This window comes from Novosphingobium sp. BL-S-32 (assembly GCF_056857055.1).
In genome coordinates this window covers 2,577,506-2,600,178 of the sequence record NZ_CM166476.1, presented here as the reverse complement: position 1 = coordinate 2,600,178, position 22,673 = coordinate 2,577,506, and the positions used below count along the sequence as shown (strand labels likewise).

27 protein-coding genes are annotated in these 22,673 nt (G+C 63.7%); all 27 read left to right on the top strand.

Going from position 1 to position 22,673, the window contains the following annotated elements; genetic code table 11:
* Positions 1–14 precede the first annotated feature (14 nt).
* The gene (locus tag AC1VVK_RS12250; RefSeq protein ID WP_482903200.1) at positions 15–659 is read left to right on the top strand and encodes a DUF3164 family protein; all 645 of its coding nucleotides are present in this window, start codon (positions 15–17) and stop codon (positions 657–659) included.
* A 10-nt stretch (positions 660–669) separates the two neighbouring features.
* Positions 670–1,332: a hypothetical protein gene (locus AC1VVK_RS12245; RefSeq protein ID WP_482903199.1), complete on the top strand. Its 663-nt coding sequence runs from the start codon at positions 670–672 to the stop codon at positions 1,330–1,332.
* Positions 1,333–1,579: 247 nt separating this feature from the next.
* Positions 1,580–2,227, top strand: coding sequence for a hypothetical protein (locus AC1VVK_RS12240; protein ID WP_482903198.1), 648 nt, complete (start codon positions 1,580–1,582; stop codon positions 2,225–2,227).
* Entirely contained in the window at positions 2,160–4,298 is a 2,139-nt protein-coding gene (locus AC1VVK_RS12235) for a phage terminase large subunit family protein (RefSeq protein WP_482903197.1), read from the top strand. The genes AC1VVK_RS12240 and AC1VVK_RS12235 overlap by 68 nt, the downstream gene beginning before the upstream one ends.
* A gap of 1 nt (position 4,299) precedes the next feature.
* Complete coding sequence (gene gpW / locus AC1VVK_RS12230; protein WP_482903196.1) at positions 4,300–4,542, top strand: gpW family head-tail joining protein; 243 nt, start codon at positions 4,300–4,302, stop codon at positions 4,540–4,542.
* Between the two features lie 11 nt (positions 4,543–4,553).
* On the top strand, positions 4,554–6,194 hold the full coding sequence (locus AC1VVK_RS12225; protein WP_482903195.1) for a phage portal protein: 1,641 nt from the start codon (positions 4,554–4,556) through the stop codon (positions 6,192–6,194).
* A complete protein-coding gene (locus AC1VVK_RS12220; protein WP_482903194.1) occupies positions 6,191–7,081 on the top strand; it encodes a S49 family peptidase in 891 nt (296 codons plus the stop codon). Before AC1VVK_RS12225 ends, AC1VVK_RS12220 begins: the two co-directional genes overlap by 4 nt.
* A 26-nt stretch (positions 7,082–7,107) precedes the next feature.
* Positions 7,108–7,719: a hypothetical protein gene (locus AC1VVK_RS12215; protein ID WP_482903193.1), complete on the top strand. Its 612-nt coding sequence runs from the start codon at positions 7,108–7,110 to the stop codon at positions 7,717–7,719.
* Between the two features lie 24 nt (positions 7,720–7,743).
* Positions 7,744–8,160: a head decoration protein gene (locus tag AC1VVK_RS12210; protein WP_482903192.1), complete on the top strand. Its 417-nt coding sequence runs from the start codon at positions 7,744–7,746 to the stop codon at positions 8,158–8,160.
* Between the two features lie 68 nt (positions 8,161–8,228).
* The gene (locus AC1VVK_RS12205; protein WP_482903191.1) at positions 8,229–9,281 is read left to right on the top strand and encodes a major capsid protein; all 1,053 of its coding nucleotides are present in this window, start codon (positions 8,229–8,231) and stop codon (positions 9,279–9,281) included.
* Between the two features lie 41 nt (positions 9,282–9,322).
* Positions 9,323–9,583 (top strand): hypothetical protein, encoded by a 261-nt coding sequence (locus AC1VVK_RS12200; protein WP_482903190.1) that lies wholly within the window; start codon positions 9,323–9,325, stop codon positions 9,581–9,583.
* Between the two features lie 3 nt (positions 9,584–9,586).
* On the top strand, positions 9,587–9,913 hold the full coding sequence (locus AC1VVK_RS12195) for a head-tail joining protein (protein WP_482903189.1): 327 nt from the start codon (positions 9,587–9,589) through the stop codon (positions 9,911–9,913).
* Positions 9,910–10,452 (top strand): hypothetical protein, encoded by a 543-nt coding sequence (locus AC1VVK_RS12190; RefSeq protein WP_482903188.1) that lies wholly within the window; start codon positions 9,910–9,912, stop codon positions 10,450–10,452. The genes AC1VVK_RS12195 and AC1VVK_RS12190 overlap by 4 nt, the downstream gene beginning before the upstream one ends.
* 12 nt (positions 10,453–10,464) lie before the next feature.
* On the top strand, positions 10,465–10,650 hold the full coding sequence (locus AC1VVK_RS12185) for a hypothetical protein (protein WP_482903187.1): 186 nt from the start codon (positions 10,465–10,467) through the stop codon (positions 10,648–10,650).
* A 5-nt stretch (positions 10,651–10,655) separates the two neighbouring features.
* The gene (locus tag AC1VVK_RS12180; protein ID WP_482903186.1) at positions 10,656–12,137 is read left to right on the top strand and encodes a phage tail sheath subtilisin-like domain-containing protein; all 1,482 of its coding nucleotides are present in this window, start codon (positions 10,656–10,658) and stop codon (positions 12,135–12,137) included.
* A 10-nt stretch (positions 12,138–12,147) separates the two neighbouring features.
* Positions 12,148–12,519 carry a phage tail tube protein gene (locus AC1VVK_RS12175; protein WP_482903185.1) on the top strand — a complete coding sequence of 124 codons (372 nt, stop codon included), beginning with the start codon at positions 12,148–12,150 and terminating at the stop codon, positions 12,517–12,519.
* Between the two features lies 1 nt (position 12,520).
* Positions 12,521–12,826: a phage tail assembly protein gene (locus AC1VVK_RS12170; RefSeq protein WP_482903184.1), complete on the top strand. Its 306-nt coding sequence runs from the start codon at positions 12,521–12,523 to the stop codon at positions 12,824–12,826.
* 114 nt (positions 12,827–12,940) lie between these two features.
* Positions 12,941–14,590, top strand: coding sequence for a lytic transglycosylase domain-containing protein (locus AC1VVK_RS12165; RefSeq protein WP_482903183.1), 1,650 nt, complete (start codon positions 12,941–12,943; stop codon positions 14,588–14,590).
* Between the two features lie 28 nt (positions 14,591–14,618).
* Entirely contained in the window at positions 14,619–15,917 is a 1,299-nt protein-coding gene (locus AC1VVK_RS12160; protein ID WP_482903182.1) for a DNA circularization protein, read from the top strand.
* Positions 15,914–17,008 (top strand): phage baseplate assembly protein, encoded by a 1,095-nt coding sequence (locus AC1VVK_RS12155; RefSeq protein ID WP_482903181.1) that lies wholly within the window; start codon positions 15,914–15,916, stop codon positions 17,006–17,008. The genes AC1VVK_RS12160 and AC1VVK_RS12155 overlap by 4 nt, the downstream gene beginning before the upstream one ends.
* Positions 17,005–17,610 carry a phage baseplate assembly protein V gene (locus AC1VVK_RS12150; protein ID WP_482903180.1) on the top strand — a complete coding sequence of 202 codons (606 nt, stop codon included), beginning with the start codon at positions 17,005–17,007 and terminating at the stop codon, positions 17,608–17,610. The genes AC1VVK_RS12155 and AC1VVK_RS12150 overlap by 4 nt, the downstream gene beginning before the upstream one ends.
* Positions 17,607–18,116 (top strand): phage GP46 family protein, encoded by a 510-nt coding sequence (locus AC1VVK_RS12145; RefSeq protein WP_482903179.1) that lies wholly within the window; start codon positions 17,607–17,609, stop codon positions 18,114–18,116. Before AC1VVK_RS12150 ends, AC1VVK_RS12145 begins: the two co-directional genes overlap by 4 nt.
* Positions 18,116–19,252 carry a baseplate J/gp47 family protein gene (locus tag AC1VVK_RS12140; protein WP_482903178.1) on the top strand — a complete coding sequence of 379 codons (1,137 nt, stop codon included), beginning with the start codon at positions 18,116–18,118 and terminating at the stop codon, positions 19,250–19,252. The genes AC1VVK_RS12145 and AC1VVK_RS12140 overlap by 1 nt, the downstream gene beginning before the upstream one ends.
* The gene (locus AC1VVK_RS12135; RefSeq protein WP_482903177.1) at positions 19,252–19,788 is read left to right on the top strand and encodes a YmfQ family protein; all 537 of its coding nucleotides are present in this window, start codon (positions 19,252–19,254) and stop codon (positions 19,786–19,788) included. The genes AC1VVK_RS12140 and AC1VVK_RS12135 overlap by 1 nt, the downstream gene beginning before the upstream one ends.
* A gap of 12 nt (positions 19,789–19,800) precedes the next feature.
* Positions 19,801–20,349 carry a gp53-like domain-containing protein gene (locus tag AC1VVK_RS12130; protein ID WP_482903176.1) on the top strand — a complete coding sequence of 183 codons (549 nt, stop codon included), beginning with the start codon at positions 19,801–19,803 and terminating at the stop codon, positions 20,347–20,349.
* Between the two features lie 3 nt (positions 20,350–20,352).
* Positions 20,353–20,805, top strand: a complete 453-nt coding sequence (locus tag AC1VVK_RS12125; RefSeq protein WP_482903175.1) for a hypothetical protein — start codon at positions 20,353–20,355, stop codon at positions 20,803–20,805.
* 49 nt (positions 20,806–20,854) lie between these two features.
* A complete protein-coding gene (locus AC1VVK_RS12120; protein WP_482903174.1) occupies positions 20,855–22,597 on the top strand; it encodes a hypothetical protein in 1,743 nt (580 codons plus the stop codon).
* The last annotated feature ends 76 nt before the right edge of the window (positions 22,598–22,673 follow it).

Sequence of the window (22,673 nt, the reverse complement as noted above, 5' to 3'; positions counted from 1 at the left end):
CAAGGTGACAGCAAGTGAGCGACCAGGGCCAGCTTTCCGACGGCCGCCGATCAATCGACGGCCATATCTACTTTGTCACAGGCGATGGATCTCTGATCCCGGAAGGCGCCGTCAAGGCCACGGACAAACTGCAGGACGAGATTGTCCGTCGGATCATCGGCGGCGCGCTGCCGCTCTCCGCCTTGGTATCTGACTTCCGGCAGAAGACCTTTGATGAGGTCGATGAATTCGTTCTCCTGCTCGAGCAGGAATACAGCTCGCGTCGGGGGGGATCGAAAGGCAACCTCACCCTCACCAGCTTCGACGGTCTTCTGAAAATCTGCGTGCAGGTGAGCGAGAACGTCGTGTTCGGACCGGAGCTGCAGGTCGCCAAGGGATTGGTCGATGAATGCCTGCGCGAATGGTCCGCGGGAAGCTGCGATGAGATCCGGGCGATCATCAACCGTGCCTTCGACGTCGACAACCACGGCCGGATCAACCGCAATGACCTCTTCGGCCTACTGCGTCTCGAAATCGAAGATGCCCGCTGGCAAGAGGCTATGCGCGCGATCCGGGACAGCATTCGCGTAGTAGGGTCCAAGCGCTACGTGCGCATGTATCGGCGTCCCAATCCGAAGGCGGCGTGGGCCGCAATCGCGATCGACGTGGCAGCCGGCTAAGTCCGGCCCAATGGTCGTCGTACGGGCTGATTTCGAGCTGTCGGCACTTCAGCGCGCCGCGCGCGCGTTCGGCGCCCAACAGATGCCCTTCGCCGAAGCCCTCGCGCTGACACGCCTGGCCAAAGGTGTGGCGGCCGAAGAGACTCGTGCCGTCATTGACACGTTCGACAACCCGACGCCCTTCACCCAGAAGGCCTTCGCGGTCCGGCCGGCGACCAAGGCGGTGCCGATCGCCTACGTCAGCGCCAAGCAGATCGCAGCCCAGTACCTCGCTCCGTATGTCTTCGGGGGGGAACGCTCCCTTGGAACGAAGCGCTCTATGCTGGTTCCCAAGGCCTCTGGCACAAACCAATACGGCAACCTGCCGCGCAACAAGCTCAAGACCCTGAAGGGAAAGCCGAACGTCTTCGTCGGCACCGTGACGACCAAGGGCGGGCAGAAGATCGCTGGCGTGTGGCAACGACCAAGCGCCAGCGCCGGCCGGGGGAAACGGAACGGCAGCCGGCCTGCCCAGTCTGGGCTGCAGCTGCTCATACGCTTCACCGCTACCACCGCGGCGCCGAAGCACCTCCCCTTCTTCGAGCGCGCACGTGCATACATTGCGCGGAACGCTCGGGACGAATTCCGAGATGCTCTACGACAGGCCCTGGCAACCTCCCGGGGCCGCGGGTGATGAAGGATACCGACTTGACCCATCGCATCCCCACGTGGCTGATCGACGTCCTCGATCTCCTCGCATTGGCCTGGGCCCTGAAGTTCGCCAGCTGACGCCCGGCCGCCGCAGCCCATCGGGCCCGTCCCAATGCGATTTGGGTCCCTCCCGGGGCTCCAGCAACGTGGGTATTGCGCGAGCGTGTTGTGTGCCCAGCTGCGGGTGCAAAAAGTTGGTTGCGGGGGCAACCTGATCCCCGCGAGGCACGATGACGACGGTATCGCTGACCGCTTACGCTGCCATGCACGGCGCGAGCCGCCAAGCTGCGGCAAAGTGGAAATCCCGCGGAGTTCTGGTCTTTTCCGGGGACAGCATCGACATTGCAGCCTCCGATGAGTGGATGCGCAAGGCAGGGCTTGGCCGGTTCAAGGACGCGGCGCAGACGGCGCAACCGACACCCGCAACCGCCCCCCGCAACCGCAAACCGGTTGCGTCCGAGGTTGCGGTTGCGGTTGACGCGGTGGTCGACGACCTGCGCGCGGCCGCGGACGGCGGAGAGATCGACGAGGACATCGCCGGCGGCTTCATCGAGCAGCTGCTCGCCGGCCAGTTCCGCACCAAGGTCCAGGCCAGCGCGATCAAGGAGAACGCCCTCGCGCTGAAGCATCTACTCGTGGCCCAGAAGGAGGCCAGCAAGCTTATCGAGATCGAGGTGGCAGAGTCCGTCATCTTCGAAGACCGGCGCTCGGCGCGCGATGCCTGGATGGCATGGCCCGGCCGCTTCGCCCCGCTCCTGGCTGCGGATCTCGACATCGATAGCGCCAAGCTCACGGAAGCGCTGAAGCCGTATGTCCATCAGCAGCTCGACGAGCTCGGCGAGCCGCTGCTCGACTTCACCGGAGACGGAGAAGGCTGAACGGCTTCGCCGGGCGGCGCGCCGCGGTTGGACGCCGCCGCCCCGAATAAGTCTGCCGGAGTGGGCCGACCGCTTTCGCGTTCTCGCCCGCGAGGCCGGCAGCACTTCGGGCAAATATCGCACCGGCCGCGTGGAGATCGCACGGGGCCCGATGTTGGCGGCGACCGAGCCCGGGGTTCGCAAGATCTCGGCGATGGTCGCCACGCAGCTGCTCAAGACGACGCTGATCGAGAACATCGTCGGCTTCCATGCGCATCTCGATCCGTGCCCGATGCTGATCGTGCAGCCAAAGGACGCTGCGGCCGAGCAATTTTCGAAGGAGCGCGTGGCGCCCTTCATCAAGGCGACGCCCGCCTTGCGAAGGCTGATCGGGCAAACCAAGACGCGCGATGCCGGCGACACCATCGACTACAAGGCATTTCCGGGCGGCTTCCTGGGTATCGTCGGCGCCGGCAGTCCAGACAATCTGGCCCGCCGACCAGTGCGCATCGTGCTCTGCGACGAGGTCGATAAGTATCTGCCGCTGAAGGAGGGCGATCCCCTCGCGATCGTTGAGGAACGTCAGGCCACCTTTGATTCAAACTCGCTGAACGTCGCGGTCTGCTCGCCAACCGTCACCGGTGAGAGCAAGATCGAGGTTCGCTACCTCGCATCGGATCAGCGCCGCGCCTCGGTCGAATGCCCGGAATGCGGGCACCGCCAGTTTCCCGACTTCTTCACCCACGTCCACTGGGATAAGGGCGCCGACGACAATACACACCGGCCGGAGACGGCACGGGTCTACTGTGACAAGTGCGGAGTTGGCTGGACCGAAGGGCAGCGCCTCCGCGCGTTGACGACGATCCGCTGGCATCAGACCCGGCCGTTCCAGTGCTGCGACCAGTGGCAGGTTCCGCAAGAGGCCTATGCAGCCGCCGTAGCCGAAGGGCATCCGGATCCACTGGGCCTAGTCTGGGATTGGTGGGAAAGCCCACGGCACGCGGTGTACCGTGCCCGTTGCCGTGAATGCGGCGACTGGGCAGTTTCGAACGAACATGCCGGCTTTCAGGCGGGCAAGCTGTTCAGCCCCTGGGCAAACGATGCCCCGCCACGCCAGGCCGCAAAGTGGCTTGCGGCGACCGACGAGGACGGAAAGCAGACCTTCTACAACACGCAGCTTGCGCGGACCTACCGGCAGAACGTCGGCAAGGCCATGAATCCGGATACCCTCACCGCAAGGCGCGAGATCTGGGCCGCGCAGGTTCCTGATGGCGTCGCCGTTATCACCTGCGGCATCGACGTCCAGGACTACCGCGTCGAGCTCGAAGTCGTGGGATGGGGTCGCGACGAGGAAAGCTGGTCGATCGACTATGAGATCTTCGACGGCGAGTTCGATGACCCACGTCTCCAGGCCCGCCTGGATGAGTACCTGCAGAAGAAGTTCCACCGTGCCGACGGGCGCCCGTTCGCGATCCATGCAGCGTGCATCGATACCGGCGGTCACCACACCAATGCCGTCTATGAATTCGCAAAGGCTCGCCTCGGCCGCTTCATCTGGGGCGTAAAGGGCGAGAGCGCCCGCACAGGACAACGCAACCCGGTCTGGCCAACCAAACGGCCATCGTCCCGGAGCAAGAAAACGTACCGGCCGATCATCGTCGGTGTGAACGCGGCGAAGGACACGATCCGCAACTATCTCGGCAAGGACCAACCCGGCCCGGGCTACATGCACTTCAACGTCGATCGCGACGCGATCTACTTCGCGCAGCTGACGGCTGAGCAGATCGTCATCAAGGTCGTCGGCGGCCAGAAATTCCGGATTTGGGAACTGCCGGGCGGCCGCGCCAACGAAGCGCTCGACTGCCGTGTCTACGCCTACGCCGCGCTGCACGGCCTCATGCACCGTAATTTCAAGCTGAACCGCGAGGCCGAGCGCGTGGGCGCCCGTGTCGAAGGGCAGACCATCCTGCCGTCGCCAGATGCGCCGACCGTCACGCCGACCACCGAAGTCACAGGCCCAACCGTAACCGCCTCCCCCACGGAGCGGCCGAAGAAGCGAACACTGGGCGCCATGCTTGCCCGAGGAGGATAGAATGAGCGTATTTGCGGGCATGCCGCGCGAGCAGCTGCAAGCAGCTCTGACTGCCGCCCAGCAGGCACTGATCGAGCTTCAGAGCGGCAAGGCGTTCGCGTCCGTCTCCTATTCGCAGGGCGACGGTGCCAAGGCTGTGACCCGGCGCGTTACCACCGTGGCCGAATGCACGGCCCTTATCACGCAGCTGCAATCGGCTCTCGGCATGCGCCAACGCCGTCGCGCCTTCAGGTTCATCTACTGATGGATACTCCTGTGAGGATCCTCGACGCGCAGGGCAATCCCATGTCCCCTGCCCGACGACCGGCCATGGGCCTCGCCGGTGGTGGTCGCAATGTACCATACGACGCGGCCGATCTTCTTGGCTCGCACACGCGCGAATGGCAGCCCTACCTTTGGTCGCCTGATGGCGAGCTTAATCCGTGGCGGGACACCATCGTCGCGCGCATGCGCGACCTCGTGCGGAACGACGGATGGGCATCAGGCGCTGTCACCCGCATCCTGGACAATGCTGTCGGCGCAAACTTCCGCCCGATCGCCAAGCCGGATTACCGTGCACTCGCGATCCTGACCGGGATCAAGGGTTTCGATGAGACGTGGGCCTACGAGTACTCGAAGGCGCTCGATGCCAGCTATCGCACCTGGTCCAACAGCCGCGGCCGGTGGTGCGACGTCCAGCGCCGCCAGTCAGCGTCGCAGCTCTTCCGGCTTGGCTTTCGGCACAAGCTGATCGACGGCGATGCGCTGTCCATGCTTCAGTGGCGTCCCGAGCGCTGCGGCCTCGGCCGGGCCCGGTACGCGACCTCGGTCCAGATGATCGACCCCGATCGGCTGTCCAACCCGAACTACAAGTTCGATGACCAGATCATGCGAGGTGGCTGCGAGGTCGACAACGACGGCGTGACCGTCGCCTACTACATTCGACGAGCACATCAGGGCGATTGGTTCTCGGCCGGCGACAGCCTCCGTTGGGATCGCATCGAGCGCGAGACCGATTGGGGGCGCCCGGTCATCGTGCATGATTTCGACACCGAACGGTCGAACCAGCACCGCGGCGGCGTGGGAATCCTCGGCCCCGTCATGACCCGGCTCAAGATGCTCTATCGCTACGATATCGCCGAACTGGATTCGGCGATCCTCAATGCGATCCTGGGCGCGTGGCTCGAGAGCCCCTTCGATCAGGAGTTCGCGCAGGAAGCCCTGGATGGCGGCGAAAAGCTGGGTGCCTATCAGGACGCTCGGCTCGACTACCACCAAGAGGCGAACATCCGCGTTCCCGGAACGGGATCAATCTTGCCCAAGCTCTTCCCGGGCGAGGGCATCAAGACGCTCGACGCCAAGCGACCTTCCACCAACTTCGCCACTTTCGAAAAGGCGGTTCTCCGTAATGTCGCCTCGGCAGCCGGCATGTCCGCCCAGCAAGTGAGCAACGACTGGAGCGACGTGAACTACAGTTCGGCGCGCGGCGCCATGCTGGAGTTCTGGAAGACCATGACCCGCCGGCGCGACGATTTCGCCTCCGGTTTCTGCCAGCCCATCTACGGCGCTTTCGTCGAAGAAGCCCACGAAATCGACGATCTCCCCCTGCCCGCCGGTGCGCCGGAATTCCTCGAGCATCCGGAAGCGTATTCACGCGCCAAGTGGATCGGGCCCGGACGAGGCTGGATCGATCCCGTGAACGAGGTGAAGGGCGCGATCCTGGGGATGGATGCCGCGGTCATGGACTACGACGAGATCTGTGCAGAACAGGGCGTCGACGGCGATGACATGATCATGGCGCGCAAGAACACCATCCGCCGGTTCCGCGAGGCGGGGCTGGAGCCGCCCAGCTGGGCGGGCATGGGCCTCAACGAGGTCCCCGCCAACAAGACGATCGAGGATCCGTCACCGCAATGACCCGCTTCGCAAATCTTGCCACCCGGCTCTTCAACACGCCGCTTGCGATCCACCCGCGCAAGGCGGAGGTCGTCATGGCCGGTCTGGCCGAACGCCTGGGCATCACCAGCATGGCCCACTTGGACGGCGCCGCTGTCCAACCTCAGGCGTGGTTCGACGACGATGACGACTGCTTCACCGGCCGCCGCGAGACGCGCGCGGATCCGGGGTATGATGTCCTGAACGGCGTCGCGGTCCTGCCGGTCACCGGCACGCTCGTCCACAAGCTCGGCTCGCTTCGGCCCTATTCGGGCATGACCGGGTATGACGGTATCCGCCAGGCGTACCTCACGGCACACGATGATCCCGAGGTCTCCGCGATCGCCTGCGTCTACGATTCAGGTGGCGGCGAAGTTGCCGGCTGCGCAGACCTCTTCGAAACCATGCTCGACATGCGCGGAAACAAGCCTGTCTGGTCGATCCTGTCGGAAAGCGCCTATTCGGCCGCCTACTGGCTTGCCTCCACCGGCGACAAGGTCATCGTGCCGCGGACCGGCGGCACCGGCTCGATCGGCGTTATCTGCATGCATGTCGACTGGTCTGAGGCTCTTTCCAAGGCCGGCCTGAAGGTTACCTTCATCACGCCGGAGTGGGCCGAGCGAAAGGCCGACGGCCATGCTGAGATCCCGCTCAGCGCCGAGGCCCTCGCCAGCTTCCAGTCGGAGATCTCCGCCATGGGCGAGATCTTCGCCGATTCTGTCGCGCGTGCCCGCGACCTCACCACGGATAAGGTCAAGGCCCTGAAGGCCGGGACTTTCATGGGCGCGCTCGGCGTCACCCACGGCCTGGCCGATGCGGTGATGGCGCCCGAGCAGGCCTTTGCGGCCCTGCTGGCCGAAGCCGCCTGACCACCAGTACTTACCGGAGACACCCGATGTCGAAGAAAACCCTGGCGACGGGAACGTCCCCGTTCGCCCACCTGCTTTCCGGCTTCCGCGGCGCCAAGCGCGCTGAGGATGACGAACCTGAAGTGCCCGAGGGCGAAGAGCCCGAAGAGGAACGCGAAGCCTCGGAAGAGGACGAGCAGCCCGAAGACGAGGCCAAGAAGGCCCGCCGAGCTCGCAAGGCCAAGCGGGCCGAAGACGATGACGAGGATCAGGATCCTGAGGCCGACGACGGCGACGACGATGATACCGACGCCGAGGAAGACATGGACGAGGGCGAGCGCAAGGCGTTCCGTCAGGGCATTGCTCTCGGCCGGGTGCGCGAAAATGCACGCTGTGCCCGCATCTTCGGCCATCAGGGCGCCGGCCCGCGTCCCGATCTGGCTGCCACCCTCGCCTTCGGCACCCGCAACAGCAGCGCCGAAGCGGGCCGAATTCTCGGCACGGTCGGTGCCGCCAAGGCGCAGCGCGGCTCCGGTCTCGATTCGCGCATGAACGCGCGGCGCGAAGCTCGCCCCGGTGCCGACGGCTCGTCTTCGTCGCCGTCCAAGTCCAACTTCGGCGAGCGCGTAGCCGCGGCCGTGAAGAAGGCCGGCCGCTAAGGCTGACCGCTCAGGAGAAACACCATGGTCACCCCCACGAACTACGGGAACAACCCGTTCCAGCCCGGCATGTCGCAGGACGTCTTTGTCCCCGACCAGCTGATCGCCGGCGACCTGAAGGTCGTCACCAAGACCGTGACGATCGCGGCGGGCGCCGGCGTGCTGAAGCGCGGGACCATCCTCGGCCAGATCACGGCTGACAGCACCTACAAAATGGCGCTCTCGGCCTCGGCCGATGGCTCGCAGACGCCCGTCACGATCTTGGCCGACGATGTCGACGCCACCAGTGCGGCCGTTCTGGGCGGCATCTATCAGATGGGCGAGTTCAACGGCAACGCGGTCACTCTCGGCGCGGGCATCACGCTCGCCGCAGCGACGGCCGCGCTGGAGAAGCAGAACGTCTACCTGAAGACCTCGGTCTCGGCCGCCGACCCGACCTGATCGGGTCCCTCATCCCAGCAACATCCTAGGGCGCCCTCCGGCGCCCTTTTCTTTTCCAGGAGGGCCGAATGGCCGATTCTCTCTCGTACACGACCGCGGAAATCGTCCAGGTCGTTCCCAACCTCAAGGTGGCGCAGAACTTCCTGCTCGACCGCTTCTTCCCGAATCTCGTTGAATTCGACCAGGAGGAAGTCGCAATCGACGTCGATGTCGGCCTGCGCCGTATGTCGCCGTTCTGCTCGCCTCTTGTCGAAGGCAAGCTGGTCGAACAGCGCCGCTACCAGACCAATAAGTTCAAGCCCGCCTACATCAAGGACAAGCGCGCGCCGGATCTGCGCAAGCCTGTCCGCCGCCAGATCGGTGAGCGCATCGGCGGAGAACTCACCGGCGAAGAACGCATGATGGCAAATCTCAATTTCGAGATGAGCGATCAGGTCGATATGGTGAATCGCCGCCTCGAATGGATGGCAGCGAGCGCGCTCACCAGCGGCACCATCACTATCTCGGGCGAAGGCTTCCCTACCACGGTCATCGACTTCGGCCGGGCCGCCTCGCTGACCGTCGCCCTCACCGGCGCCGCCCGCTGGGGCCAGACCTTGAACGCCGCTGGCCGCGACACGAACATCGTCGGCCAGATCGATGCCTGGGCAGCAGCAATTCTGAAGTCATCGGGCGCTGTCGTCACCGACCTGGTCTTCACCACCACTCCCTGGTCGAAGTTCCTCCAGGCTGAAGGTGTGCAGGGCGCAATCTACTATCCCGCGCTCGCAAGCCAGGGCAACGAGATCAACCCGGGCTCCCAGGTCAAGGCAGGCGCGGTCTACAAGGGCCGGTGGGGCCAGTATGACCTGTGGGTCTACAACGACTGGTACATCGACGCGAACGGCGTCGAGCAGCCCATGCTCGCCGACGGCACCGTCATCATGTCGGGCGGCGAGGCCCTCATGGGCACCCGCGCCTTCGGCATGATCATCGATCCGCGCTTCGCCTATGGCGCCATGGCCTACGCGCCGAAGACCTGGATCCAGGAAGATCCGGCACAGCAGATGCTCATGATGCAATCGGCACCGATCGTCGTTCCGAGCCGCGTCAACGCCTGCCTCAGCGCAACCGTGCTCTGAGCGCGGTCCGCAACCTCCCTTTCACCTGAAGGAAAACGTACATGGCAACCGCCAAGAGCACTTCCGCGAACTCGGAAGACGAGACCGGAGCCGAAACGGCCGAGTTCACCGTGGCGCCGCGCCGCACCGTCCATATCGATGGCACTGATTTCGGCCCGGGCAAAACCGTCACCCTCGATGCGACGGAGGGCGAATACCTCCGCAGCCGCGGCTTCTTCACCGAGGACGACGGCACCGTTACGGTTTCGGCCTCGGGTCCGGCCGTGAATCAGGAAGACGGTGTCCGCAAGGACGAGGTCTGATCCGTGTCGATCGACTGGGATGATCTCGTCCTGGGCCCGACGATGGGCCTGTTCGGGGACGAGGTCATCTACACACCGCGCGGGGGCGAACCTGTGACGATCCCCGATGCGGTGTTCGACGAAGAAGCAACCGAGCTTCAGCTGGACCAAGACGGCCAGACTTCAACTCAGCGCCGTCCGGTTCTTGGCATTCGCGCGAGTGCCCTCCCCATCGAGCCCAAGCAGAGCGACCGGGTGCAGATCGTGAAGACCGGCAAGGTCTACGTGGTGCGCGACCCGATCCCGGACGGTCACGGCCACATCCACCTGAAGCTGATGGCGACCGCATGACGACCTCGCTGGACCTCCTCGATCTCGTCTATGCCGCCGTCGCCGCCGCGGGCACCGATGCTGAGGATCGGGTCTACCGGCCGGGCGACTGGCCATCTCAGCCGGCCACGATCCCCCAGATCAAAATGCGGCTGCTCAGCGAGAACCGTGCATCAATTTCGCGGAGCGGGGCACCACAGTTCACCACCACCGCAACGATCCGCTCGTTCCTTGAAGTCCAGGCACCCGCTTCGGAGGACGACGCCGGCGCCAGCGTTGCCGAGGCGGCCGCCTGGGCGCTGAAGCGGCAGGTCGATGTCGCCGTGGTCAATTCCTATCCGCTGACCCAACAGATCCAGCAGATCGCCAGCATCCGCGCCCAGTTCGGCTTCAATTCCGAGGGCGCCGTGCATGTCGCCACCGTGATGCTGGATCTGGATCTCGAATTTTACGAGGGGCCGGACAACTTCGCGCCCGTCGTTTCCGACGATCTCGACGAGATCGATCTCACCGCCACCAACTACCCGCCCGTCACCCTGACCGCGGGGCTCACCGAGTAACAGGAGACCGCCATGCGCGTAGTCAGCGTGCCGGGACGACGCATCGTCGACCCGGTGACCAACCGCGTCGTCGATGACCGAGGAATCGTCGTCAGCCCCCACGATCCGCATTGGACCCGCCTCATCGATGACGGCGACGTCGCGATCGGCGCCGATGTCGTCGCTGGCGCCGACGACGGCACGGGCGCGGAGGAGTAAGCCCCATGAGCATCAACTTCACGAACATCCCGTCGAACCTCCGCGTTCCGCTCTTCTACGCCGAGCTGGATCCCCGGTTCGCGAACACGACGCCGATCGCCGAGCGTGCCCTGCTCATTGGTCAGATGACGACCGCTGGCACTTTCACGCCCGGCGTACCGGTCCAGCTGAGCTCGGTGACGGATGGTATCGCCGGCGCCGGTGCCGGCTCGGTCCTCTCCGGAATGATCCAGGCCTGGCGCGACAACGACAAGTCCGGCGAGGTCTGGCTCCTGCCGATCTCGGATGATGCGGCCGCCACTGCCGCGACCGGGACGCTCACGATCACCGGCACGGCGACAGGCAGCGGAACGATCCCGCTGTACCTTGCGGGCACGAAGATCCCGGTCACCGTTGGCGTGGGCGACACCATTGCCGCGATCGCCGCGAACATCGCTGCGAGCGTCAACGCGGCGGGCGTGCCGGTCACTGCCACATCGGCGGCCGGCGTGGTCACCCTCACCGCCCGCAACAAGGGTCTGGTCGGCAACGAGATCGACGTCAGGCTGTCCTACCTTGGCAGCGCCGGGGGCGAAACGCTGCCTGCAGGCGTTGCTGTCGCGATCACCGCGATGACGGGCGGCGCAACGAACCCGTCGCTCACCTCCGCGCTGACCGCGCTCGGTGATAAGACCTTCGATTTCATCGTCTTGGGCCTGAACGACGTAACGTCGCTCAATTCGATCAAGGGCCTGCTCAATGACAGCACCGGTCGCTGGTCGCCGATGCAGCAGCTCTTTGGCGCGGCGTTCACCGCAATGCGCGGGACGGCGGGCACCCTGGCGACGTTCGGTACCGGCCGGAACGACCAGCACCTGTCGGTCATCGGCTTCAACGATTCACCCTCGCCGTATTGGGTCTGGGCCGCTGCCGTAGTCGGCCAGGCCGCAGTCAGCCTGCGCGACGATCCGGCGCTGCCCCTCCAATATCTCACCGTCGCCGGCATCCTCGCGCCGCCGATCGCTTCGCGCTTCCCGCTTACTGTCCGCAATTTCACCCTGCTCTACGGTGGCATTTCGACCTGGGATGTCGACGCCGCCGGCAACGTGGTGATCGAGAACATCATCACCACCTACGTGACGAACGCACAGGGGAACGGCGACAACTCCTACCTCCAGCTCGAGACGATCTTCACGCTGGCTTACGTGCTGCGGTTTATGCGAGCGCGGGTTCAGTCGAAGTTTGGTCGCATGAAGCTCGCCGCTGACGGGACGCGGGTCGTCGCCGGTAGTAAGGTGGTCACACCGGCCGCCATTCGCGCCGACCAGATCGCGGCTTACCGCGAATTGGAGGAAGGCGGTTACGTCCAGAAATCCGACGAATTCGCGGCGAACCTGATCGTCGAGAAGGACGCCAACACCCCCAACCGCGTGAACGTGCTCTGGCCGGGCACCCTGATCGAGCAGCTGCGCGTCTTCGCGTTGCTGGCTCAGTTCCGCCTGACCTGAGGAGCCCACGATGGCCAATAACAACCTCATCGCCGGCTTCGCCTACATCACGATCGACGGCAAGTCGTACGCGATCGCTGGCGAAGGTAACTACCGCGTCTCCACCAACAAGCGCGAGACCCTCGTCGGTCAGGACGGCGTGCATGGCTACGCCGAAACCCCAACTGCCGGGATGATCAGCTGGCAGGGGCGCGACAGCGGCGCCCTGAGCATCACCGACCTCAACGACGCGGTGGACGTCACCGTCCAGCTCGAGCTCGCGAACGGCAAGAACGTGATCGCCCGCAACGCCTGGCGCTCGGGCGATCCCATCGAGGTGAGCAGCGAGAACGCCACGTTCAACGTCGTCTTCGAATCCCGAGACGTGAAGGAGGTCATGTAACATGAGCACTGAAGCCACCCCGGGCACCGATACCTCGGAGCAGCTGATCGCCGCGGATGGCGAAATCCCGGACCAATTGGTCGTCGCCTTGCGCAAGCCGCTCGTCCATGGTTCGGTGACCTACAACGAGATCACGCTGCAGGAACCGACTGCTGCGCAATGGACCGAATGGGACGGGAAGCGCGGCGTTGAAGCCGACATCATTGCCGTCTCCGTGGTTGCCGGTGTCCCGCAGCAGGCAATTGCCAAGCTCGGGGCGCGGGATCTGCTCACCGCATCGCGGTACATCGCCCGTTTTTTGGACTGAGGCCCCCGGACTGGCGCCGGCGACTGATCGTCGTCGGCCGCCTGTTCGGGAAACTCCCCGACGAGGTCGCAACGCGGCCCTGGTCCGTGCTCAACACATGGCTGGAATGGGCTGATGAGTGACGAAGTCGCGAAGGTCGGCATCGGCATCGTTGCGAACGATCGCACCGAGGCGGGCTTCAAGGCAGTCGAAAAGCGTGCCGCGCAGTCGCAGAAGCGCGTCGGCAATCTGAATCGCCGGGCCTTCAACGACAACGATCGCGCAACGGCCCGCAGCACCAAGTCGATCATCGGATCTCTTGGTCGCATCGAACAGGCGGCCGCCCGGGCGCTTGGCGGCCGTTCCCTTACATCGGGATTGGCGGGCCGTTTCGGAGCGGTATCCGAAGCGGCATCAGCAATGGGTGAGGGTCTTAGCGGCGCCTCGCTGGCCGGCGGTGCCCTGGAAATGGCCGCCGGCGGTGTGACACTGGCGGTTGGAGCTACGATCGCCGTGCTCGGTGCCGCAGCCTATGCCGCGTTCAAATTTACCGACAGCTGGGCACAAGGTGCGGCGCAACTGGCACGAACGGCTGAAACCATCGGCGTCTCGACCAAGGCCCTCACTGAATTTTCGGCGGCGGCCGAGCGTGCCGGCGTCGACAAGGGCGCGGCCGTCGGCACCATGGGAAGCCTGTCCCAAACGCTGAACGATGCGCGATACGGCCGCAATACTCAGGCGCTGGAGGTCCTCCGCCGCCTTGGCGTCGGCATGAAGCTCAATTCGGATGGTACCGTGGACACGGCAGCCATGCTGCCCACGATCGCGAATGCTATTCAGCGACAGAACTCCAGTGGGCGCCGCACGGTCGCGCGTCTGCTGGGCATTCCTGAATCGGCCCTTCCTGCATTCAGCCAGGGCGGCAAGGCGCTGAGCGCCGACATGAAGGATGCCGATAATACGGCCGTCGTCATCGATGACACAGTGGGCGCTATGGCCAAGAAGGCAGCCCGCAAAGGCGTCCAGATCAGCCAGACAAAGGATCGCGTGCTCGATTATGCCGGGCGGAAGGCCGCCGAACAACTCAGCGGCCGGGCGGAGGACGCGGTAGTCGATGCGTCTCAAGCGTTCGATGAGGCCATCCATGGCAATTTCAGTCCGGCGGTCGACAAGTTCGGCCGTGCAGTCGACAACTTGGTCTCTGGCACGGCCGACATGTTCGGCGGTGGAAACGGCTCACCAACGGTTGGAGGGATTGCCGACCGCATCGAGAAGTTAGGAGAGCGATCCAGGCAGAATCAGGTGAGTCCCAAGGGCGCCGCCGGCGTCATGCAGGTGATGCCCGATACAGCCCGCGCCACGGCCGCCCGCCTGGGCATCCCCTTCGACGAACACCGCTACCGCACGGACGAATCCTACAATCGTATGCTCGGCCGGCAACACCTTGGCGGGCTGCTCAGGCGATACGACGGAAACGAGACCTTGGCGTCCGCCGCGTACAATGCCGGCGAAGGGCGCGTCGATCAATGGCTTAAGAGCATCGGCGATCCCCGCAAAGGCCACATCTCCGAGCAGCAATTTGCGGCCAATATCCCGTTCGCGGAAACCCGCGGTTATGTGCAGCGAGTCATGAATGGTCACTACGGCGAGCGCGGGCAGGTCCCCGTAAAGGTCGACATTCAGGTCAACCAGCATGGCAAGGTGACCAACGTGAAGACCACCCAGGGCAACGGGAACGCACCGGCCGTCAGCCACGCGATGAATATCGGCGCCTACCGCTACTGACCGCCATCGGCGTCATCGAGACTTTCCCATGCTACTACCGGCATCCTTCCGCGGCGTTCCGTTCGCGGTCACCGAGTCTGACGCGCTCGGCGGCCGCAGGATTGCGCTCCATCAGTATCCGGGCCGCGACAAGCCCTGGGCCGAGGATCTGGGCCGGGCGCCGCGGCGCTTTCGCCTGCGGGGCTTCGTCGTCGACGGCGATGTCCTCCTCGGCGGCCTCCCAATCGAACTCCAGCGGGCGACGCTGGTCAGCGCGATCGAGAAGAAGGGCGCCGGTACCCTCACGCACCCGACGATGGGGATCCTCAGCGTCGTCGTCGAACGTGCCTCGATCAGCGAGGGGCTGGGTGCAAACAGCTATTCCGAAGTCGAGCTGGAATTTGTTGAATCGGGCGCACAGACGTTCCCGACCAGTAGCGCGCTCTCAACGCTGAATTCCGTCGCTGCAAAGGCGATGCAGATCGCCGCGAAAGTCGAGGGCATCGCAGCGATCGCCAGCGCCGTGACGAAAGGAGGCCTCATCTCCGATCTGGTCAGTGCAGCGAATAGCTGGGCGAACGCGGTAGAGAGCACCGTCGAAGACGCCACGGCCATGTTCCGCATTTCCGCCAAGCTCAGCGGTAACTACGGGCGCTATAGCGCTGGCGCCAACGCGGGCCTTTCGGGTTCCAACGCGTCACCGTATTCGGCGGCCGCCACCGTTGCCGACATTGTTCCGATTGCCTCCGCGAACCGGCAGGCGACGATCGATGCGGCCGTGGCCTTCGTCACTGCAGTCGAGACCACCGACCTCTCGAATGGCGGTGCGATCATTGACGCGGCCGATGCCATGGTGGCCGCCCTGGTCGCGGCTTGCGCGGACCCGGCCGATGCGATCCGTCTGCTGCTCGGGCTGATGCGCCTCACGGCGCCTGGTCTCGGCGACGCGATGTCAGACGCGGTCGCCCAGATCGTCCTGCGGTCGGCCGCGGCGGCGTTAACGACGGTCGCGGCAACATACCAACCGCAGAGCGCAGACGACGCCGCATCTCGGATCGCCGAGATCGGTGCAATTCTCGATGCCCTCATGGTGACTGCCGCCGATGCGAGAGCTGATGCCTGCGCCGCGGCGCTTCGCCAGTGTCGCGGCGCGGTCGTAAGGGACTTGCGCAACCGCGGCGGTACGCTTGCTCAGATGCGGACATTCAAGCTTTCGGCCGCGTTGCCGTCGCTCGTACTCGCCCAGTCCCTCTACGCGGATGCAACCCGGGCGAGCCAACTGGTCACCCAGGCGAACCCGCCTCACCCGCTTTTCATGCCTGCCAGTTTTCAGGCTCTCGCATCATGACCGGTACCGAAATCGTCGTCAGCGGCCGCGACAAGAATGAGCTCACGCTTCATGTGGCTGGCTTGAGCTTCACAGGATGGGAGCAGGTCGAGGTCACGCTCCGCGCTGAAGCCTTCCCGAACTCGTTCGAGGTCCGAGCCAGCTTACCGCCATCGCTCCGCCTGCCCTGCAACGCCGGCGATGAATGCGTGGTGATGATGGGCGGCGACACAGTCGTCTCTGGCTATGTCGATCGCGTCATCGATGGAGGCGACGCCGATAGTCACACGATCACGATCCAAGGCCGTGGTCGCACTCAAGACCTCGTCGACTGCGGCGCCGAATGGCCTTCGCATCAGTTGATCGGGGGCAACGCGCTGACGATCGCGACAAAGCTTGCTGCCTACTATGGGATCACTGTCGCAATGCTCGACAATGCGTCCCCAGGCCCAGACGTTTCGAAATGGGCACTCAATTACGGCGAAACCGCCGCTGAAATCATCCAGCGCCTTGCTCGCAATGCCGGTCTGCTTGCGTACGAGGATTACGAGGGAAAGATCGCACTGGCCGCAGTGGGAACGATCGAAGCGGCAAGTGGCGTTGTTTACGGACAAAATGTGGAGAGCTGGAGCGTAGAGCGATCGATGGATCAGCGTTTCTCAGACTACGTCTGCTGTTCCGCGTCCATGGACGCCATGATGGAGCTGAACGGCACCGACTTCTATCATACCGAACACGATCCCAATGTGCCCCGTCACCGCCTTACCTACTTGATCGTGGAGAATGTCGCGACGGATCCGGAACAGTTCACGATCCAGCGTGCCAAATGGGAGGCTCAGCGCCGCGCCGGACGCGCCTTTATCGTGAGGGCAACTGTCGATAGCTGGCGCGATAGCGATGGGACGCTGTGGACGCCGAATACTTTGGTCCCCGTCACCCTATCGGGGACAGCGGCCGGTGCGATGCTGGTTATTTCGGAAGTGACCTATCGGTTCGATGACGAACGCGGAACGACGGCCGAACTGGTCTGCATGCCCAAGGAGGCATTCACACCAGAACCGATCACGCTTGTCCCGGTCAACTTGGCAGATGTGGACGGAGCTGCCCAATGATCCCTCAGTTTCTCGCCAATCTGATCGGGATCGGCCGCACCACCACGATCGACGACAGCGGCGAGCTGCAGCTACTGCAGGTGACCGAGGGCGCATCCGGATCTGGCTTCGCCGATCGCGTGCTGGACAAGGTCCGTCGCGTGACCGAATTCGGCTTCGGATCCGTCCCCCCGATCGACAGCGAAGTCGTGATGCTTCGGCGCGGCGGCGATCGCTCCTGCTCACTCGTCATGGGAACGAGCCACCGGCCGTCACGCCCGCGCGACCTGAAGCCGGGCGACACGATCGTCTATGACGTCCGCGGAGCTCATGTGAAATTCACGGCCGAGGGTATCGAGATCGACGGCGCTGGACTGGAAATCACGGTCAAAAACGCCAGCAAAGCCACCATCGATGTGCCGGACGTCTACCTCACCGGCCACCTGCACGTCGGTGGCAACATCGACGCAACCGGTACCATCGCTGCTGACGGTACAGTTACCGCGCTCTCGAACGGGCAAGCAATCGAACTTGGCGCGCTGCGCGACGCCTATAATCAGCACGGCCACACAGGCGTCAGCGCCGGCACTGCGACATCCGGCAAGACGGACCACACCGCATGACGGACATTCTCACGAGCTGGGACGCCGCAACGGGCAGTGGGGATTGGGTGTTCAATCCCGAGTACCCGATGCTCTGGACCGACGAAAACGGAGATCCGATCGTCGACGAGGCGGGCGGCCTCATCAACGCAGTTGTCACGCCGACGCTTCCGTCATCGCACGACCTGGCCACGGCCGTGCTCATCAGCCTGTTCAGCGATGCAACTGCGGACGAAGACGACAAGCTGCCCGATCAATCCGGCGACCGCCGTGGGTGGTGGGGCGGCCAGATCGGGTCGAAACTCTGGCTCCGACAGCGCTCGAAGCAGACCATCACCGTTCTTCAGCAGGTGAAGGACGATATCCGATCGGCCTTGACCTGGCTCACCGATGACGGCGTTGCCGCCTCGATCGACATCGACGCTGAATTCTCCCGGCCCAGCATGTTGGCTGCGCGCGTCGTGATCCACCGCCCCGACGGCAACAGCCTGGCGCTGCGTTTCGCTAATCTCTGGGAATTGATCTGATGCCCTTTTCCCGTCCCACACTCACCGAGCTCCGCCAGCAGGTCGCTGCGGACATCGCCGCCGGGCTGCCGGGCGTAAATGCGCTCCTGCGCTACAACAATCTGACGATCCTCGGTGATGTCGAGGCCAGTCTGGTCGATGGCTGCTTCGGATATCTCGACTGGATCACCAAACAGTCGGTGCCGTTCACCTCCGAAGACGAATTCCTTGAAGGCTGGGCCGCCCTGAAGCGCGTCACCCGAAAGCGCGCTGTGGCCGCGACCGGCAAGGTGGCGTTCAACGGGACGAGCGGCACGATTCCTGCCGGCACTGTACTGACCCGGTCTGACGGTTTGAGCTTTACCGTCGACGCCGATGCCGTGCTGGTGGACAGCGTGACGGTCGCCTCCGTAACCGCATCCGTCGCCGGCACAGGAGGCAATACGGTCGCCGGAACGACGGTCTCGCTCGCCTCTGCCATTTCGGGCATCAACTCGTTGGGCACGGTGAGCGTGGCGATCGCCGGCGGCGCGGATGTCGAACGCGACGACGATCTGCGCTCGCGGATGATCGAGGCATACTCGCAGCCCGCCTCGGGCGGATCGTCGCTGGACTATGTGAACTGGGCACTCGACATCCCGGGAGTAACACGCGCCTGGTGTGAGCCCAACCTGTTCGGCGCCGGCACTGTCGGCGTGCTCTTCATGATGGATGAAGCCCGGGTCGACCACGGCGGCTTTCCGCAAGGAACGAATGGTGTTGCGACGGCAGACCCCCGCGCTGTCCATGCCACGGGCGACCAGCTTGTGATCGCGAATGCCATTTTCCCGCAGAAGCCCGTGACCGCCATGGTCTTCGGCGTGGCTCCCACCCCAAACACGATCGGCCTGACGATCTCCGGGTTGGGAGTGCCGTCGGATGCCACGAGGCTCGCGATCGCCGATGCCTTCGCCGCCGCGCTCCTGGCATCGGCCGTGCCCGGCAGCCTGACGCCGCTAGACGCCATCGAGACCAAGATCGCCAGCGTGTCCGGCGCCAGCGGCTTCGTCATCACCTCGGTTTCCGCGTCTGCCGGCACCGTGATCCCGGGGCCCACGGGCAACATCGCTTCAAACCCCGGAACACTCCCGGTCGCCGGCGAAATCACGTATATCTGATGGCCCGTTCAGCCGAAGACTACGCCGGCGCAATCCGCGCCCTGCTTCCGCGCGGCCGCGTGTGGCAAGCGCCCCCGGATAGCGGCCAACAGAAACTGATCCTCGCACTTGCCCAGGAATGGGCGCGGCTTGATGCGGCGGCCACCAGCGTGCTGGCGACCTCGCTTCCCGGGAGCAATCTGGATCTGGTTTCCGAATGGGAGAGCTCGCTCGGTCTCCCGGATCCCTGCGCCGGGCCCGACGCTACCATCGAGCAGCGTGCCACGCAGGTCCTGGCACGCTTCATTGGCAGCGGCGGCCAGAACGAGGCGTTCTTCATCGAGTTCGCCGCAGCGCTCGGCTTCGAGATCTCCATTTCGGTGATCTCGCCGTTCAGGGTGGATTTCAGCACTGTCGAGACCCCGCTTTATGGCGAGGATTGGCTCTTTGTCTGGGTGGTCACCGTCCACGCCAACACCAGCGGCCTGAGCAACGACGTGCTCATCTGCGAATTCAACGCGCTCAAGCCTGCGCACACCTACGTCCTCATCCAGTAGCGAGGCTCACCAGTGTTTCGTATCGATACTCCCAGTGCCGTCTCGGCGCTGCCGGCGCCGCTTGCCGTCGGCACGCCGGGCTTCTTCGGCCGCGGTGATCCCGCGACCGGCAAGATCCCGACCATCCTGACAGCCGACTGGGCCAATATGGTGCAGGAGGAGATCATGTCGGTGCTCGCGGCCGCCGCGATCGCGCCCGGCAAGACGAACTTCGGCCAGCTCCTTACGGCCATGCAGGTGCTATTTCAGGCCCGCGACACGGCTATCCTCAGTGTCGTCGCGTCCAGCTTTAGCCAGAACGGCTTCATCGCGCTGACCAATGGGCTGAAGCTCAACTGGGGCCGCTTCACCGCTGCCGGCAACGCCAGCACGACGATCACCTTCCCGTTGGCATTCACGACAGCCTGTTTCGCTGCGGTTGTTAGCGGCGCCGGCACCGGCGAGAACGCCCAGGACAACTGGCCGGCTACCGATAACTCGACAATCACCGCCACCAACTTTCAGGTGTACTCCGCGGCAGATGGCACTGTCGCAACATCCTTCATCGCGGTCGGGACCTGAACCATGGGCATGCTTTACTCACCCTCGGCCCAAGGCTTCTACGTGGCTCAGGTCCATCCCGCCCATCCCGATGACTGCATCGAGATCTCCGACGACGACTACTCGGCACTTCTCGAAGGGCAGGCAACGGGCGGCACGATTTGCCCCTGCCCCACCACTGGGGCCCCGGAAGTCTTCGTGCCGGAGTCGGATCCTGCGGCGATGCGCGCTCAACTCGTGTTGGCGGTCAAGCGCGAGGCCTCAAGGCGGATCCTCCTGATCAGTCCAGCGTGGCGACAGCTGAACGATCTACGTGCGCCCGGCGACGCTTCTCAAGCGCGCTTCGACGCCATCGACGCGATCCGGAACGCGAGCAACGCGATCGAGCTGCAAATACACAATGCCGCTGACGACAAGCTCGCGTCGTTTGACGTCGCCGATGACCAGATCTGGATTGGCACAAACTCCGTTGCTTGATCGCCGACCGATCGCAGCCACCTACTGCTCCTGCTTGTGAGAGCTTTTCATGCCGACTCTACCAAACTACCCCGCCACGGGACCGATTGACGGTTCCGAGCTTCTGCCTGTTTGGCAAAATGGGGCTCAACGTTCAGCGACCGCCCATCAGATTTTTGATCCCCTACTTGAGCCGATAAACGAGGATCTGTCAGACCGCGTCAAAACGTCGGATCTTGCATCTCCCGCTACGGGCAAAGGTGCTGCACTCGTCAATGCCAAGGCGCCTGGCTTCAATGCGAGGAATCGGACGCAGGCTGATAAGAATGGCGATGTGCTGTCCCTTGCGGACTATGCGTTCGGAGATGGTCGTTCGGAAATCGCCGCAATTCAGAAGTGCTTTGACGATGCGATAACTGCAGGGAAAGATGTCTTCATTCCGAATGGCGTCTTCAACGGTGCTGGAAGCGTGCTGATGCTCGGAGCTCCAGTGGGCTTCAGTGGCCCTGGCCGGCTTCAGGATGTCCAGATTCAAGTCGGCGTTCCCGGACCGCAGATCCAGTGGGACAAGAAGTTCGAAGGTACGCTGGCTGGCACGCTCGCGCGGATCGAACTGAAATCGGCTCGAAACCTTGATATCAGCGCCATGTTTCTGGGCTGCAACGTCGCTATCCATGGTACGGCATCTGCGTCTGCAGCTATGCACTCGATCAGCCAGATCGGCATAGTGAGCAGCCGTTTCATCGGTTGCACGCGTGATATCCAGCTAGAACGTGATTCAGGTGTTACGGAGCTCGTCTATTCTGACTGGACAGAACACGACGTCATCGCGAGCGGTGTAAAATACGAGCATTTCTATGCCGATCAGATGGACGGGCTGACAGTCAGCCAACCCAAAGTTTTGATGCCGCGCGGTACCGTTACTCGGAGTGCTTATCGAATAAAGAATTGCGAATGGTTGAATCTTTCAGGTCCTGGCAACCTTTTCGAATGCGGAGAGGAAGCTATCTACCTTGAGGAAGCAGGATCTGTAACCATTGCCAATCTAAACATCGCGTTTTGCGGCCAGCAAAAACCTTGTTCAGGCATTGCGTTCAAGAACACCGCCAAGTTCCTGAACGTCAACGTAACCGGCAACTCGATTGAAAAACCGACGAGCCATAAAATCGAGATCATCAATGCCGACGTTGGTTGGTCCGGTAACATTGAGGGCAATTTCGGCTCAATTGATGAGCGCGTGGGATCCGGTACGAACCAGACCTATTTCGGCACGATCGCGCTCAACACGATCCCTCACTATTCGGTCTCGACGCCTACCGGAGCCAATCGGGCGTTCGTTGGCATAAATCCCGGCGTCTACATCAACATTGGCGGAACGTCAGCGAGCCAAACTGCAAACGTGCAGGGCACGCTGGGTTACGATCTCAACCCGCTTCGGTACATGGGCCAAGGCGCCGCGTATCGCGCGGTTGCAGTCGCCGGTCCCAGCATAACGATCTTCCGTCTTGAGGACATTTTTGGCCTCCAAAACAGTATCGACGGCGAGATCTATTTTGTCGCCAAAAGTGCAGACAGCAATGCTGCTGGTACCAAATCCACAAGCTACAGATTTTTGGTCCACTGTGGCCCCGATGGCAACAAGATCGGCACGGTCGAAGCGTTGGGCGCCACGACCGGCGCAGCGGCCGACGAACCGTCGTTCACTTGGGCAATATCTGCAACCAAGACTCTCCAAGCTTCCGCGGTAGGCGCCACCAGCGGCACCTTCCACTTCTTCGCTGGGTACCGGGGCAATCTCCGCCTCAGGTCCTAAGCGTCGTGCGGGACTACCCCGGGCCGAAAGCATTGCCAATGACCTCGGTCACCGCCTGACGCATGCCCAGCGGCCA